Here is a 16,668-nt window from a genome sequence, read left to right as displayed (position 1 = left end):
TTAAATAGTCTGAAAATAAATATGTTTTGATGTAAGATATATCTCGTCTTATATCGAATAGAAGCTCATTTTTATTAAATGGGCTTTTGTTTTTTTATTGAGATTGTTTTAACTTAAAGGTAATGGAACACAGGTCTTCATATAAAATATACAACAAGGATAAACTGATATGCATATCTCATGTAGGTTTAATTCGTTATGATTCTTTGAACGGTTATGTGGAAGAGTTAATGAATAGTTGTGATTTATCTGAAGATTTTAATTTTATTGTAGATTTAAGAGAAGCCCAATATACCAGAGATGCCTATATGGCGTATAAGTTTTCATACCATTTTAAAAAGAATTTTCCAGCTTTAAGTAAGCGCAAATATGCCATTATTGTAAAAAGCACAGAACAAATTGCCATGGCTTCCATATTCCGATTTTTGGTAGGTGGTTTGCTAAGAAACGTTTATGTTTTTAATTCAATAGAAGAGGCTAAGGTTTGGTTGGGTATTAAAATGGATATCAAAGAAATCACAAAGGCCTTTGAAGCATTAAGTATAAATCATTGGTAAATAAAGTTTATTCATCGTAATAATTTAATAAATCTTCCATTTTTTCAGTAGAAGCATCTAATCCTCCAATTCTGTTTCTTAATATCCAGATGTTTTTATGACCTTCAATAATACCTTTTAATTCGTGCTTTAAAGTTAGTTTGGTTTCATCCTTGATATTTTTAGTGTCTTGCTTTGCAGCATTTAAGCGTGCTATACCAAGATGAATACCATGCTTTGCCAGATTACATGCCTGGTTGATTTCTTTCCTTATGATATCAGAATCGTTACAAGTCGGCTGAGCTTGCTTCAATAGATTTAATGCATGATTGATTTCTGTTTCCGATGATTTAAGATTATCAATTTTTAACAGCTTTGTTTGATATTGTCCCTTCATGGTCCATTTGTATCTTCTGAGCATTAAATGAAAAGCATTGGCATTACCTTCCGGAATTTTACATTTTAAATAAGCATCTCCTAATTGAAGAATTGCTTTTGCTGTATTTTGAGTTGGATCTTTAAAAATATAATGATTCAGAACAGATTCAATTTTTAATTCAGGTTTGGAATCTACATTCCATGAATAGGCAGAACCTGCTGCCATAGGGGCATAACAAACGGAAAGAGGCTGCCAGTGACCGTAATCACCCCAGTTGGTGTTTAAATAACCTTTTGCCTTAAATTTTTTTCCATTCACAGCAGCGTTTTTAAGATTTAAAAATGCATCGTGATTTCTTCCGATAATACTTCGCCAGGTTGAGGTTCCGGGACAAACATAATATTGCAAACCTGCTTTTTGAAATTCAGGTAATTTTTCAACAAAAGGAAAATTACTTTCATACCCCCAAACCATGGCCGTCATATTTTTAGGTATAGAAGGTATTAATTCCGGATGATTTAGGATGATATCTCCCCAGAATTGGGCTAGTCTTCCATTTGAATTTACTTCTTTGTTTAGTTTAATTAAGTAATCAAGATAGACTTTCCCCTTTCCATATTTCTCGCAAGAATCTTTTGATAATCCTGAACCTAATTCAACAGTTTCATCACATCCAATATTAAAATACTGGCTTGAAAAATTGGGTAGTAACTCTGCGTAGAGTTCTTTCATTAAAATTAAAGATCCAGGGTTAGTGGGATTGAGGCTGGTGCGATTGCGCATTCCCCAAATTGTTTGGCAATCCGTTGGACATTCTGCTAAATCTAAATATTCATCATGCTTTAGCCAGTTTTCCATGTGTCCAAAAGAATTTTGATTGGGAACCAGATCAATAAAACGAACCTTGCAATAGGTATCCAGTTTTTGAATTTCTTCAGGCGTCATTGGACTGGACTTTTCCCATACTGTTTTATGGTTTTTGTATGCAAAAGTGTGTTCTGTATAAAGTTGAAATTCATTGATTTTCCACATTGATAAAATGTCTATGATATGGTACAATGTTTCCATGTTAGGAACTTTATCACGACTAATATCAAGCATGTAACCTCTTTTTTCAAAGTCGGGCCAATCTTCAATTTTTAAACAAGGGATGGCTTTGTTGGTAGTTTTACCGTATTCAATAAGTTGCTTTAAAGTTTGTTTCCCATAAAACAAAGCAGCTTCATCTTTACCTGTAATTTTAATATTTGTTGAATCGATCAAAAGAATATACTGCTGTTTATTGGGTAATGAACTATCAACAGAAAAACTAATAGTATTAAATTGTAGGGGAGAGCAAAGCTCTTTTAATTCTCCTTGAATATTTATTGTTTCAAGTGTTTCTATCAGGTCAAATAGTTTCTGCGAATCGTATTGAAAATCGTTAATTTGGTTAAGGTGCCCATCTTTAATCATTAATTTTTTAGGGCTGGGGAATAAAAAATCCTGTAATGATTCTGCTTTAATGTTATTTCCAATAATAAGAATTGCGATAAGGAATATATATTTCATCATACGAATATGCTATTGTGTTTAATATGGAGTAAATGTATAATTAATCCCAAACAAATTTGTAGGAACCATCAGTTTGTTTTTTCCAAATGGTATGAAAAATCCCGGTTTGTATTTGTTTTTCATCCTGCTTATTATAAAATTCAAATGTGTAATTGCCATAAGAGTAGGCCAAATCACCATCATCAGATACATCTATAAAATCAGGATTCCATTTTAGTGTGGCCCTGTCATAAAGACTGTTGTTTTTGATGGATTTGAAGATGTTCTCTTTGCCTTTTATAATTTGATTATTGCGAAGAATGACTCCATTTTCGTCCGCAAAAAATTTAAAAGCTTCTGCTATGCCAGTTTCATTAGCCATTCTTTCAAAAGCTTTTTCTGTGTCAAAAATTTTTTGTTTGTATTGATCCTTATCTATTTTCTTTTGAGTGCATGAAAGAAAACTCAAAATAAGGATAACTGAAATAAATATAGGTTTTATAATATTAAAAGTCCGCATTCTCTAAGTTGATTAAAAGCATATCCATTGCTAAAAACATTAAAATCTCCAAGTTTTTCAAGTTCAAAGCTGTTGATTAAATCATTATAAGTAAGCGTGTTTTTGTTATTTACCTGACATTGTTCTGTTATATTAATGATCCAATTTGCAGTGTTTTCTTTTACGTTTAGAGAGATTACATCATTTTTTAGGTGTATGGTAATCTCAGCCATTGGAGTTGTTTTTCCCTTTTTCTTTTTAGTATAGTATTTTATTTCAGGAATGCTGTTGATCCATAATATTTTACTGCTGTTTTTGTGCTTGTCTGTAATTGATTGTTGCAGCGTGTTGTATATAAAATCAGGAGCAATATTTGTAGGTGGAACTTTAAAATCAAACCAATCTTGTAGGGGTAAATCGAAGCCAATATCATGCATAAAATTGTACAATGATTTTTTTAAACCCTCGCTAAATAATTCGTGTTTAGCACCTTTGTTGTCAATGTGTTCCAGATCGTTGTTGGCAAACGGATGGATTGATTTATTAACTGCCTTTACATTAAAGTTTTCGGGATTTTGACCAACCGGACTATGAGCTGTCATTGCAAATTGGTGCCAGTAACCTGATTGTAGAATACTGTTTTCAAACAATTGTCTTACTACTTCCAATGAATCTATGGTTTCCTGTTGGGTTTGAGTTGGAAATCCATACATTAAATAGGCATGAGTTAAGATACCTGCACTAGTAAAATTATAACAGGCTTCAGCTACGGTTGAAATACTAACTCCTTTATTAATCAGTTTTAGGATACGTTCAGAAGCCACTTCTAAACCACCTGAAACAGCAATACAACCAGATGCTTTTAAAAGTCGGCAAACATCAAAGGTAAATTGTTTTTCAAAACGAATATTTGTCCACCAGGCAATGTTTAAACCTCTTTTTAAAACTTCCTTGGCAAAGGCTACCATTAGAGCAGGCGGTGCAGCTTCATCAACAAAATGAAATCCGGAATTACCTGTTTGCTTAATGATTTCCTCTACTTTATTACATAGAACTTCTGCAGATACAGGTTCGTAACGTTTTATATAATCTAAAGACGTATCACAAAAAGTACATTTGGCCCAATAGCATCCATGAGCCATGGTTAATTTATTCCAGAAACCATCGCTCCATAATCGGTGCATTGGATTAATGATTTCAATAACAGATATATAATCGTTAATTCTTAATCCAGAATAGTTTGGAGCTACATCATTTTTAAAAGAGAAATCTTCAGTTTCTGATTCATCGATATAATAAACCTTATCTTCTGAGGATAATAAAGTTCTTTTTAATTTTTCAAGAGGTCTCTCTCCATTTAAATATTCAATCAAATTTAACAATGGAGTTTCTCCATCATCAAGAGTAATAAAATCAATAAATTCAAATATTCTTGGGTCACTAAGAGATCTTAATTCTGTATTAGGATATCCTCCTCCAATACAGATCTTTATTTCCGGGTATTTTAATTTTATAAATTGTCCACACTTTAATGCTGCAAAAAGGTTGCCCGGAAAAGGTACCGAAAAGGCAATTAATGATGGTTTTTCTTTATCGATATATTCAGAAAGCAGATTATTTTGAATTTCACTTATAAGTGAATTTTGCTTGTTCAGTTCGTTGTAAATAGGATCAAAACTAAAAGCAGAGGAACTGATTCTTTCTGCATATCTGCTAAATCCAAAATGCGGATCTATACATTCTACAATAAAATCACAAAGATCTTCTAAAAACAAGGTACACAGATGTCGCGCTTTATCTCTGATACCCATATTTCCAAAAGCCCAATCCAGTTCGTCTAATTGGTTAAATCTGGAAGCCTGAGGTAAAAAACTTTCATTACAAATAGTATGAGCAAGCATTTCATTTTTTCCTTGTAAAAAAGAAATGGAATCTTCAATTGTATTGATATAATGTTTTTGTAATGAAAATATTCTTTGGGCATTTTCCGAAAAGGTCTCTTTTTTCTTACTCGATTCTTCAAAAATATGAGCCAACCCATTTTTTGAGAAGATCTTTAATAAAACATCTAAACCCAGGTCAATTTGAGTAGATGCGATTTTTTTATAGTCAAAAAATCCTTTTAAATATGCTGTTGCCGGGTAGGGGGTATTCAGCTGAGTAAATGGTGGAGTAACTAATAATACTTTTTGGTTCAAAGGTCTCATATTTTAATAATGGTGCAAAATTAAAAACAAAAAGATGGTTTGGTTAAAATAAAGTTAAAATCTTAATTAATATACTAATAAAAGGACGGTAGTTTTAAAAACTTTTCTATTTTTGTGCCTCCTATTACTACTTCATACTCAAGAGATACTTTAGCTTTGCATATTACAATTTTATGTTAGTGGGGACAATATAAAATTGAAAAGGATGTCAGAGCGAAAAAAATCATAATGTTTTTGAGATTTATCAAAAAGAAAAATGTGCATGTAAAAATCCCATTTTATAAAGGTTTTTTACATCAAAGGGAGGTTTGTACTTTAATTAAAATCAAAGTTCTACAATTAAAAACCGAAACCTTTTAAAAGAGCTTTCGTTATAAGTTGATAAATGACCAAAAATAATATGTGAATGCATAAAAATGGTTGATTAATGTTTTTTTAAGTACTGAACTAATGAACTGAACAGCTGTGATGAAATAAATAATTTGTTTTGGGGAAAGTAAGTTATTTATATCATTTGACAGGCTCTAATTATAAAAAAGAACGAATGAATTAAAATTTTACAACAACACAACAACACAACAACACAACACAAAATGCAAAAACTTATTTTACTTTCACTTATCTTGTGGGGAATGACTGTTCAGATCGTATCTGGACAAGGAGGAGAATCTTGTACTGCAGCTGTAGCAGCAAATCAAGGGATAAATATTAGTAATAATGCTTCCGGCGATCAGTGGTTTACTTACACTGCAACAATGAATGGTAAGGTTACCATTTCCTCTGTCGGATTAACTACTGCAAATACTTATGTAGAGATTTATGATGGCTGTGATTTGGATGCTTTTACATTAAGTGACAATTTCATTGGCGAGCAATCAGAGGTTTCATTTGAAGTAATTAGTGGATTAACTTATTACATTAACTGGAGAAATTATTATACAAACCAGGAGTTCGAATGGAGTCTTGAAGAAGCTTCACTGGCTCAGGGTGAGTTTTGTAGTTTTCCGCTAGCATCCACAGCAGGTTATATGGTAAGTAATGCTCCTCAAAATAAATACCGTTGGTTTGAGTTTACAGCTTCAAGAAATGGAAAAGTGACAGTAAGAGCAGTCGGTGATAATGCTGATGATTGCAGAGTAGCTGTTTTTGATGATTGTAGCTATACTTCTTCAATAAATAATGATCAAAGTTGGAACCCAAGTAAGATTGCTTTTGATGCAGTTGAAGGTGAAAGTTATCTTGTTTGTTGGCAAAATGGAGCTTCTAATGGTCAAATTGAGTGGACCATTGAAGAAAGTAACTGGGAAGCTGGAGAGCGTTGTATTGACCCAATTGATATAGATGTTTCTGAAGGTAATGTTATAGATCATGAGTCTGCAACCAACAAGTGGTATAGATTTATTGCTCGAGAAGATGGTGACCTTACAATTACAAGTGTAGGTTTAACTGCAGAAGATACTTACTTAGAGGTTTATACAGGCTGTGGTGAGCAGAGAGCATTTTATAGTGACGACGAAAATGGTTTACAATCTGAAATATCATTAGATGTAGAAGCAGGTAAAGCTTACTTAATTAAATGGGATAAAATCTTTACTCCAGATGCATATACTTTTAGCTTAAAGTCTTCTCAATTAACAACTGATTTACCAGATGTTGCAGAAAGTGATTTAGTTGTTTATCCAAACCCAACAGAAGGATTAGTGAATATAGATTTAACCAGCTATGATTCAAAAACTGTTCAGGTAAAAGTAGTAAGTCTTTCAGGAGCTACTGTAAGTGCATTTGAATTGAGTGCAGGTATGGTTGATCAGTTTGATGTATCAAACTTACAAAGTGGAATTTATCAGATTGTTGTTGAAGATTTAGTATCACGAAAAGTTGTTAGACTTGTAAAACAATAAAATATAACCACGCATTTTGAATGATGCACTTTAGGGCGGTTAATACCAATCTAAAGTGCATTTTTTATTTATTTTTGCTAGTCTAATTCGTATGTAAGATGATTACTTTTATAGTTTCTATTGCCTTATTGGTTTTAGGATTTGTTTTTTATGGCAGGTTTATCGAAAAGTTTTTTGGAGCTGATGATTCCATTAAAACTCCGGCAGTTTCTCAAACTGATGGTGTTGATTTTACTCCTCTTCCAACCTGGAAAGTTTTTACAATTCAATTCTTAAATATAGCAGGCTTAGGACCTGTGTTTGGTGCTATTTTGGGAGCGCAGTATGGTCAGTGGGCTTATGTTTGGATTGTTGTTGGTTGTATTTTTATGGGAGCAGTCCATGATTATTTTTCAGGGATGTTGTCATTAAGAAATGGAGGAGCAAGCGTTCCTGAATTGGTAGGTAAATATCTTGGGAACGGGTTTAGACAATTGTTAAGAGTCTTTACGCTGCTACTTTTAATATTTGTTGGAGTAGCCTTTGTTTCTGGTCCTGCAGGTTTATTAGCCTATCAAACCAATGGAGGTTTTGAAATATGGGTTTATATTATTTTTGGGTATTATCTGTTGGCTACTTTATTACCTATTAATAAAATCATCGGAAAGATTTATCCTTTTTTTGCCGTTGCTTTATTGCTTATGGCAGTTGGAATTGCCGCCGCAATGATGATTAATTACTGGTCTGGAAATTTTCAAATGCAGGAATTGTCATTAAAAGGATTAAAAAATCTACATCAGAATCCCGCTCAAAATATTCTTTTCCCAATGATGTTTATTGTGATTTCGTGTGGTGCCATATCAGGTTTTCATTCAACCCAGGCACCCATGATGGCCAGATGTTTAAAAAAGGAGAGCTATGGACGATATGCTTTTTATGGAGCGATGGTTGCAGAAGGAATTGTTGCTATTATTTGGGCAACCGCAGCTATGAATTATTTTGGTGATGCCAATGGATTGAATGAAGCTATGCTACCTAAGGCTCATAATCCGGCTTGGGTGGTAAACATGATTTCGGAGCATTGGATGGGTAAAGTGGGAGCAATATTTGTAATTGTGGGTGTTATTGTATTGCCAATTTCAACCGGAGATACTGCGTTTAGGAGTGCAAGACTAACCTTGGCAGATGTGTTTTCTTATAGTCAAACAAGCATTAAAAGCAGACTGATTATAAGTATTCCACTTTTTATTATTGGATTTGTTTTAACTCAGTTAGAGTTTACAACGATATGGAAGTTTTTAGGTTTGTCCAATCAGGTTTTGTCAGTTGTAATGTTATGGACTGTGGCTATGTATCTCAAAAAATCAGGCAAAAATCACTGGCTGCTTACAATACCAGCCATGTTTATGACAACTGTTTGTGCAAGTTATTTATTGGTTGCTCCATTTGCAAACGGAGGGTTTGGCTTAGATGTTAAACTCGGAGTTTCTTTAGGAATAATAGTAGCTTTTATTGCGTTGGGAAGTTTTTTATACAGAACAAAAATAAGATAGCCACTTACAAATGAATATAAGTGGCTATCATACTACAGTAATAACAAACAAAGCACTAATAATTAATAACAAACTCGTTTAATGGATATCTTACCTTAGCTAAATTTTGGTATTTATCTTCCTCTGATCTATAACCAACAGTAGCAACTACAACCGAGCTTAAATTTTTATCTTTTAAACCCAGAATTTCATCAAAGCCTTGCGCATCAAAACCTTCCATCGGACAAGCGTCAATTCCCAATTGAGCTGCTGTATATAACAGAAAGCCTAAACCAATATAACATTGTTTCGAGGCCCAGGTTGTAAGGAATTCTTTAGAAGCATTATTTACTTTTCCCATTATCATTCCTTTGTAGTCAGCTAAATCATCCACATTAATATTTCTTGCAGCAGCCGTACGTTCCATAAATTCTGTCACGTCAGTTTCTGAAATATTGTTGTTTGCAGCAAAAACAATCACCTGAGAAGCTTCTGTAAATTGTGGTTGATGATATCCTGCTTCTTGAAGATTTTTTCTTACCTCTTCATTTTCAATAACTAAAACTTTATAAGGTTGTAATCCATATGATGAAGGCGCAAGATTAACAGCATTTAGAAGCGTATTTAAATCTTCACTTTTTATCTTTTTTGAGGAGTCGTAATGCTTTGTGGCATATCTCCAATTTAGTTGTTTTAATAAGTCCATATTGTGTTTTTATAAAGAAACAATCATTTCAATATTTTGTTTTCGAAATAATATTCGAGTCTGTGAATTTTAGTTAAAAATTATTTTGAGCGTGAATTTCGTATCTCAGTTTTAAAATTAATTATTAAAATTGCATACTGAAAAGTAAACCAGATAAACTTAAATAGTATACATATGGCTAAGGTAGGTGACTTGGAATTAGAAACAAGATTGTTTGAAACAACAAAGGAAATGCTTGTAAAATATGGTGTTAGAGGCTGGAATATGGATGAGCTTTCAAAGGAGTGTGGTGTTTCAAAACGTACTTTATATAAGATTATTGGCAACAAAGAAGACTTGTTATATAAGGTTATTGAAGTTAATTTTTTAAGTGAGATTGAAAAGAGAAGGGAGTATTTAAACGGAGTAGATGACTATGTTTCAAAATTGGATTCGTTTGGAAGTTTTTTTGCCAATAACTTTGAAGATTTTGTGTTGTTGAATGCAAGAGACATAACAAAAGAATATCCTCGTATTGAGGATATGATAAAAACAAGGAAACAAAATCTGAATAATATTTTAACAGACTTTTTTAAGCAAGGTCAAAAATTAGGTTTAATTGATAAATCCATTAAACCGTCGTTTATAAGCAACTTTATAGATGTAATTATAACAGCAAATATTAATTCGGGACAATCTTCAGCAGAATTTAGAGAAAAATTAAAGCCAGAGTTAGAAATCATTATCCGTGGAATTAGGATTTCTTAACCTTATATTTTTTTATTCAAAAGTAAACTATAAATACAAATATAGTTTACTAGGTGTTTTTAGATAAATAATTACTAAATAATAATTAACAAAATGAGAAGTGGAAAATTGATTCTATTGCTACTTGTTGCTCTTGTTGGGTGTAAAGAAAGCAAGCAAATAGAAAAAACTGTAAGAAGTGTAAAGGTTGCTAAGGTAACATCGCTTGAGCAAAGCAAAAATAAGCTGACTTTACCGGCAACGATTAATGAACGAAGAAGGGTGGATCTTGCTTTCAGAGTTGGTGGGCCTCTTGTTATTTTAAATAATATTGTAGGTAGTTTTGTTGAAAAGGGTCAGGTGGTTGCAAGTATTGATAACCGGGATTTTAAAGTTGGTTTGTCAAAGGCTGAGTCAAATTATAAGCTTGCAAGTGCTGAGTATGAAAGGTATAAAACACTTTTAGAACAACAGAGTGTTTCAAAGAGCTTGTTTGATAAAATGGAAGCTCAGTATATTTTGGCAAAAGGAAACTTCGAAGACGCCAGAAATGCATTAACAGATACAGAATTAAAGGCACCATTTTCCGGATATGTTGATATGGTTTATGTTGAAAACTATGAAAAGGTAAACCCGGGTCAGCCAATAGTTTCATTTTTAGATTTATCCAGTTATAAAATTAATGCTTGGATTTCGGTTGAAGATGCTCAAACTATCAATGCAAATACAAAATTTGTTTGTGTAATTAATGATGCGGATTCTATTTATCGTTTTACAGCCTCTTTATTAGAGTTAGGTTCAAAAGCAAGCTTTACTAAGCAATCCTATCCAATTTCTGCAGTAATCAATGCTCCTGAAGATTTAAAGTTAAGAGCCGGAATGACAGCAAAACTTGAGGTTTACAAAGCTTCAGAAGACACCAATTCATCTTGTGTAGTGCCGGTTACGGCTGTGTTTTCAAAAGCTGCAGAAACCTATGTGTGGATTTATAAAAATAACCAGGTGGTAAAACGACCTGTTGAGTTGGGACAAATTTTATCGACAGAAGAAGTCGTAATTAAAAGCGGACTCAGAGAAGATGAAATCGTAGTGACAGCGGGTGTTAACTATTTACATGATGGTGAAAATGTGAATATATATAAGGGTTTCACATCAACAAATAAAGGAAATCAACTTTAGAATCTTACAATGAATTTAGCAGAATATACTTTAAAGAACAGGGTTTTTGTATACTTTATTCTGGTGTTGGTATTTATTGGAGGTATTGTATCTTATTTCAATGTTGGAAAGTTAGAAGATGCAGAGTTTACCATTAAAACTGCACTGGTTGTAACAAGATATCCTGGAGCATCTCAATATGAAGTTGAGCAGGAGGTGACAGAAAAGATTGAGCGAGCTGCTCAACAAATGGATAATATAGATGAGATTTATTCCAGTTCGTATGCAGGTTTATCTATTATACAAATAGATTTAAAAGAAAGCATGAGGGCAAAACAAATGCCTCAGGAGTGGGATATTTTAAGAAAAAAAATAAATGATATCAGGGGAGAATTGCCTCCGGCAGCTATGACTCCAACTGTAGTTGATGATTTTGGAGATGTGTATGGAATGTTCTACGCATTAACAGGTGAAGGTTATTCTCAGGATCAAATCAATGACTATGCACGTTTTATTCAACGTGAATTGTTAACAGTGGGTCAGGTTGGAAAAATCATCCTATTTGGTGACAGAACTGAATGTGTGGATTTGGTTATTAATCATGAAAAACTTTCGGAACTTGGAGTAAATCCAGGTGTAATTATTGGAGCACTAAACGCACAGTCTACAGTTGCTGAGGCCGGAACGATCCAGTTAAATGATTTAAATGTTAGAGTAGCAGGAAACACTGCGTTTAATAGCATTGAGGATATTAAGAATACCATTGTTAATGTTGGTCCGGAACAGTTTTATCTAAAAGATTTGGTTCAGGTAAAAAAATCGTATCTGGAACCTGTAACCAGTATGCAGCGATTTAATAATAAACAAGCTGTAGGTATTGGAATTTCAACAATAAACGGAGGCAACGTTTTAACAATGGCAGAAAATATTAACGCCAAGTTAGAGCAGGTTACAGCACAACTTCCAGTGGGTTTGGAGCTTCATACGATATATGATCAGGCAAGAGAGGTAAATAATGCCAATGATGTTTTTATTGTTAACCTGATAGAATCCATAATTATTGTGATTGTGATTCTATTGGTTTCTATGGGATTAAGATCTGGTATTTTGATTAGTAGTGGTCTGTTATTTTCAATTTTTGGAACACTGATAGCCATGAAAGCTTTCAATATTTCATTGCACCGTACCTCTTTGTCGGCAATTATTATTGCAATGGGTATGTTGGTTGATAATGCAATTGTGGTAACTGATGGTATTTTGGTTTCATTGCAAAGAGGACTTAAAGTGAGAAAGGCTATTGTAAACGTTGGTAAATCAACTGCATGGCCATTGTTGGGAGCAACTTTTATTGCTATTCTGGCTTTCTTACCTGTGTTTTTAGCGCCTAATAGTGCAGGTGAAATTAATGAGGATTTGTTTAAAGTGCTGGCTATTTCATTAGGTTTAAGTTGGATTTTTGCCATGACTCAAACACCTTTGGTTTGTGAACGATTTTTAAAACCATCTAAAGATGTTCAAAATCCTTTTGACGGGAAATGGTATAAAATGTTCAAAAGCGTATTGGAGAAGTTGCTTAAATACCGCAGAATATCTTTGGCTGGAGTTTTGATCTTGTTAGTTGGAGCCATCATTGCTTTTGGTCATACCAAAAAGGCATTTTTTATGCCGCTTGAAAAAAATTATACGCTGGTAGATTATTGGTTGCCTGAGGGAAGTAATATTCATAAGGTGTCAAGTGACTTAGCTACAATAGAAGCTTATCTGTTAGATAGTGTAAGTGAGGTTAAAAATGTTACTACAAGTATTGGACAGACACCTCCTCGTTATATTTTAAGTGCTCAAACACAGAGTTATAATTCAAGTTATGGTCAGTTAATGATTGAAACACATGACCTGGATGAAATAGAAACTGTAAATGACATTATTCGCAATAAGGTTGCAGGTCGTTATCCGGATGCTCGTTTCAGAATTAAGGGATATATTGGAGGACCTCCAATTGAATATAAAGTAGAAGGAAGGTTTATCGGTCCGGATCCGGCTGTGTTACGTGATTTGGCAAATCAGGCAGAAGAAATTTTAAGATCAGAACCTGCATGTGGCGATATTACCAACGATTGGCGTAATAAAGTTTTGGTGTGGGAACCAAAATATTCACAGGTTAAAGCTGGTAAAGCTGGTATTACAAGAGCTGATTTGGGAAGTGCCATTTTAAGTTCTACTTCTACAGGTTTAGGTGTTGGGCTATATCGTGATAACGATGTTATGAGACCTATTTTCTTAAAAACAGATCAGCAAGCACAAAATAATCTGGACAGAATTGTAAATACACAGATTTGGGGACGCAATAGTGAGGCATCTGTTCCCTTAAAAGAGATTGTGGAAAATCAAATAGAAGTATCGTTTGAAAATAGTGTAATTCAACGTTATAATCGTCAAAGAGCTATTACAGTACAATGTGATCCTGTTGATCCAAATATGAGTGGGGCTTCGTTAAAAGATTTAGTTGGTAGTAAATTAGAAGCAATCCCGTTGCCTTCAGGGTATTCATTTATGTGGGATGGAGAATACAAACCATCTCTTGAAGCGAATGAGGCAACGGGAACCTACATGCCATTAGCCATGTTATTAATTGTATTAATTGTAGTAATGCTGTTTAACAGTATTCGTCAATCACTAATTGTAATGGCAATTATTCCACTTTCAATTATTGGAGTTTCCATAGGATTGTTTGTGACAGGTAAAGCGTTTGGTTTTATGGCTATTACAGGTTTCTTAGGGTTGATTGGTATGGTGCTTAAAAATGCCATAGTTATGATGGATGAGATTAATCTTAACCTTAATATGGAAAATGTTAGTCCTTATGAGGCTGTGGTTAATGCCGCTGTAAGTAGAATGCGTCCTGTTTTGTTGGCAGCATTAACTACAATCTTTGGTATGTTCCCGTTAATTACTGATGCCATGTATGGATCAATGGCCGTAACCATCATATTCGGGTTATTCTTTGCTACATTTTTAACCTTGTTGGTTTTACCATTATTCTATGTGTTGTTCTATAAAATTAAACCTTCAAACTAAAATCTTAAGCAATGGCAAATTATACGAGTAATCAGTATTATAATATAGAAAGTAAACAAGGCATTGTTCAGTTACAATTAAACTATTGCTTGTTTCTGGAAAGTAAAACTTACGAATATAGGGATGAGTTACTTTCTTTGTTGGATGATTTATCAAACGACAAAGAAGTTAATGTGCTGATAATAACCAATGATCATCCTGATTTTTCATTAGAAAAATATAAGCAATTATGGAATTCCTTTTTTGAAGGAGGAGATCTTAAAGATAATGTGTTAAGAGCATTCCGGATTTTTGATCAATTGGTAATCAGACTTTATTCTTTAAAAAAGGTTGTTATTTCAATGATCACAGGTCCCCTGAATTCAATGCTTTTTAACTTCAATCTTATATCTGATGTAAGAGTTGTTACTAATGAGTTTTATTTGGACAACAATAATGAAATGATGGTTAATGTGCCTAAGGGTGCTATTATGTATGATCATTTTAAAGTGGCAAATATTAATCCTGTGAAGTTGTTATTTCTTTCTGATAAAGTGTTTTATCAGGAGTTTTTGAGTAATAACCTGGTGGATAAAGTTTTTACACAAGAGGAAATTGCGGATAGAGTTTATGCTTTGGCTGAAAGGTTTGTAAAAATCAACTATGCAGAAATTGAAGCCGCAAAAATGGCAAAGTCCATCGACAATCTTGAGGAGTTTGAACAGTCCTTACAAAAGGAAAATGCTTTTTTACTGGCTTGTATCAGAGAGAAGTTAAATCCGGGATCTCAAAAAATTCATCGTTTTCATTAAAAAATAAAGAAATGCATAAATATATTATTCTGGCAATGTTTATTTCTCTTAGCTATGTTGTGCAGGCGCAGGATCATCTTACGCTTGAGCAATGCCGGGAAAAAGCATTGGAACATGACCAAAATATTAAGTCAGCACAGGCTGATTTAGCTATAAACGTTGCATCTCATAAAATGAGTAAGAGAGCAATGTTACCACAATTTGATTTTTCAGCTTCTTATACTTATATGAATGATCCACAGGTGATGGATGTGCCAAGCTGGCAATTGCCTAATATGGATGGTACACCCAGTGGAGTACTTTTTACAGGTTTGTATAAAGAACTGACCTATCATAATATGTATGATGGAGGAATTGATTTCAGTTTACCTATTTATTTAGGAGGTAAATTAAGAAACTATGTAAAAATGTCGTCTTATGGAATTGGGATTTCTGAGCAAAATGTAGAAAATACTAAAGAAAATTTAGTGTTGGAGGTCGATCAAAAGTACTGGGCTTTGGTATCATTAAAGGAAAATTTATTGGTGATTCAAAAATCCGTAAACCTTTTGGAAGATGTTGTTCGTGAAACTCAAAACAGATTTGAAGTTGGTATTGTTACAAAAAATGAGGTGTTGAAAACTCAGGTTGAGCTAAATAATGCAAAACTGGCTTTAATTCAGATGAAGGATAATATTCATCTGGCTAAAATGGCACTAAATCAGAGTATTGGTAATAGTATTCTGGATGAAATAGCAATAGCAGATTCAGTGATAATCCCTGATACAAATCCGGTTTCTATCAACGAAATAGAACGTGTTGCATCTAACCGAAAAGAGTTGAAAATGCTTGAAGGACAAGTTGGAATCACTTCTGTTGATGAAAAAATAGCCAGAGCAGATTATATGCCTCAATTGGTTTCATTTGCTAATTATGGATTTCAAAATCCCGATCATAAAGCAGAAGATAAAACGGAGTTAACCTGGGTAGCAGGTGTTTCTTTATCTGTACCAATTTTTCATTGGGGAGAAAAAGGGTTAGCACTTGAAAAAAAGAAGCTGGTTACTAAAAAAGCACAACTTAGCTACGATAAAGCCAAAGAAGGTATTATTCTTCAAATTCAGCAAAGTGCCTTTAACTTAAACGAATCTCTGGTTAAAATTTCGTTTACAAAAGCTTCATTAGCTCAGGCAGATGAAAATTTAAAATTAGAAATGAATCGTTTAAATCAGGGTGTGGTTACAACTACAGATGTGTTGGATGCTCAGGTGCAATGGCAAAGGGCAAATTCTGATTTTATTTCCGCTAAGGTGAATTATAAAATAAATCAGTCAAAATATCTGAAAACAATCGGTCAATTAGATATTTAGCGGAATCTGCAGCGTGTTATAAAACATGCGGAAAATTTAAAATTATTATAACAAAAAGATAAAAAAATTAATAGTTTTAAACAATTATCTGGAAATAGAGTTGGATATAGGTTACAATTCTATTTCCGGATGATATTGGTCAAGTTGTTTTATTTTCGGTTTGGTTATTTTTAACAGGAAATTCTTTTGGTCCATATCTAAAATTTAACATTTGATTTTATAATCAAACTGTCACTGGAATATAAAGTATATATTTATATAGATTTTACTAATTCTTTGTTAATAGATAGATGCCTG

12 protein-coding genes are annotated in these 16,668 nt (G+C 33.2%); 8 read left to right on the top strand and 4 right to left on the bottom strand.

Features of this window, described 5'->3' with window-relative positions; translation table 11 throughout:
* Nucleotides 1-122 precede the first annotated feature (122 nt).
* Nucleotides 123-557, top strand: a complete 435-nt coding sequence (locus tag OM075_RS07970) for a hypothetical protein (protein WP_301189964.1) — start codon at nt 123-125, stop codon at nt 555-557.
* 7 nt (nt 558-564) lie between these two features.
* Here the strand turns inward: OM075_RS07970 and OM075_RS07965 are convergent, their stop codons facing one another.
* From OM075_RS07965 to OM075_RS07955, 3 genes are read right to left on the bottom strand one after another with little or no spacing between them, the layout of a single operon-like run.
* Complete coding sequence (locus OM075_RS07965; RefSeq protein WP_301189963.1) at nt 565-2,469, bottom strand: beta-N-acetylhexosaminidase; 1,905 nt, start codon at nt 2,467-2,469, stop codon at nt 565-567.
* Nucleotides 2,470-2,509: 40 nt separating this feature from the next.
* Nucleotides 2,510-2,968 carry a YybH family protein gene (locus OM075_RS07960; RefSeq protein ID WP_301189962.1) on the bottom strand — a complete coding sequence of 153 codons (459 nt, stop codon included), beginning with the start codon at nt 2,966-2,968 and terminating at the stop codon, nt 2,510-2,512.
* Nucleotides 2,947-5,154: a B12-binding domain-containing radical SAM protein gene (locus OM075_RS07955; RefSeq protein WP_435873470.1), complete on the bottom strand. Its 2,208-nt coding sequence runs from the start codon at nt 5,152-5,154 to the stop codon at nt 2,947-2,949. The genes OM075_RS07960 and OM075_RS07955 overlap by 22 nt, the downstream gene beginning before the upstream one ends.
* 593 nt (nt 5,155-5,747) lie before the next feature.
* Between OM075_RS07955 and OM075_RS07950 the strand changes: the two genes are divergently transcribed.
* A complete protein-coding gene (locus OM075_RS07950; protein ID WP_301189960.1) occupies nt 5,748-7,055 on the top strand; it encodes a T9SS type A sorting domain-containing protein in 1,308 nt (435 codons plus the stop codon).
* Nucleotides 7,056-7,153: 98 nt separating this feature from the next.
* A complete protein-coding gene (locus OM075_RS07945; RefSeq protein ID WP_301189959.1) occupies nt 7,154-8,587 on the top strand; it encodes a carbon starvation CstA family protein in 1,434 nt (477 codons plus the stop codon).
* A 55-nt stretch (nt 8,588-8,642) separates the two neighbouring features.
* Here the strand turns inward: OM075_RS07945 and OM075_RS07940 are convergent, their stop codons facing one another.
* Complete coding sequence (locus OM075_RS07940; protein WP_301189958.1) at nt 8,643-9,272, bottom strand: NAD(P)H-dependent oxidoreductase; 630 nt, start codon at nt 9,270-9,272, stop codon at nt 8,643-8,645.
* A gap of 174 nt (nt 9,273-9,446) precedes the next feature.
* Between OM075_RS07940 and OM075_RS07935 the strand changes: the two genes are divergently transcribed.
* The 5 genes from OM075_RS07935 (at nt 9,447) to OM075_RS07915 (ending at nt 16,371) form a co-directional block, all read left to right on the top strand.
* Nucleotides 9,447-10,019 carry a TetR/AcrR family transcriptional regulator gene (locus OM075_RS07935; protein WP_301189957.1) on the top strand — a complete coding sequence of 191 codons (573 nt, stop codon included), beginning with the start codon at nt 9,447-9,449 and terminating at the stop codon, nt 10,017-10,019.
* Between the two features lie 93 nt (nt 10,020-10,112).
* The gene (locus OM075_RS07930) at nt 10,113-11,177 is read left to right on the top strand and encodes an efflux RND transporter periplasmic adaptor subunit (protein ID WP_301189956.1); all 1,065 of its coding nucleotides are present in this window, start codon (nt 10,113-10,115) and stop codon (nt 11,175-11,177) included.
* 9 nt (nt 11,178-11,186) lie between these two features.
* On the top strand, nt 11,187-14,231 hold the full coding sequence (locus OM075_RS07925; RefSeq protein WP_301189955.1) for an efflux RND transporter permease subunit: 3,045 nt from the start codon (nt 11,187-11,189) through the stop codon (nt 14,229-14,231).
* Nucleotides 14,232-14,242: 11 nt separating this feature from the next.
* On the top strand, nt 14,243-15,022 hold the full coding sequence (locus OM075_RS07920; protein WP_301189954.1) for an enoyl-CoA hydratase-related protein: 780 nt from the start codon (nt 14,243-14,245) through the stop codon (nt 15,020-15,022).
* An 11-nt stretch (nt 15,023-15,033) separates the two neighbouring features.
* The gene (locus OM075_RS07915) at nt 15,034-16,371 is read left to right on the top strand and encodes a TolC family protein (protein WP_301189953.1); all 1,338 of its coding nucleotides are present in this window, start codon (nt 15,034-15,036) and stop codon (nt 16,369-16,371) included.
* The last annotated feature ends 297 nt before the right edge of the window (nt 16,372-16,668 follow it).

The sequence above is a fragment of the Plebeiibacterium sediminum genome (assembly GCF_026013605.1).
Lineage (GTDB): Bacteria > Bacteroidota > Bacteroidia > Bacteroidales > Marinilabiliaceae > Saccharicrinis > Saccharicrinis sediminus.
This window is presented reverse-complemented; position numbering and strand designations above follow the sequence as displayed.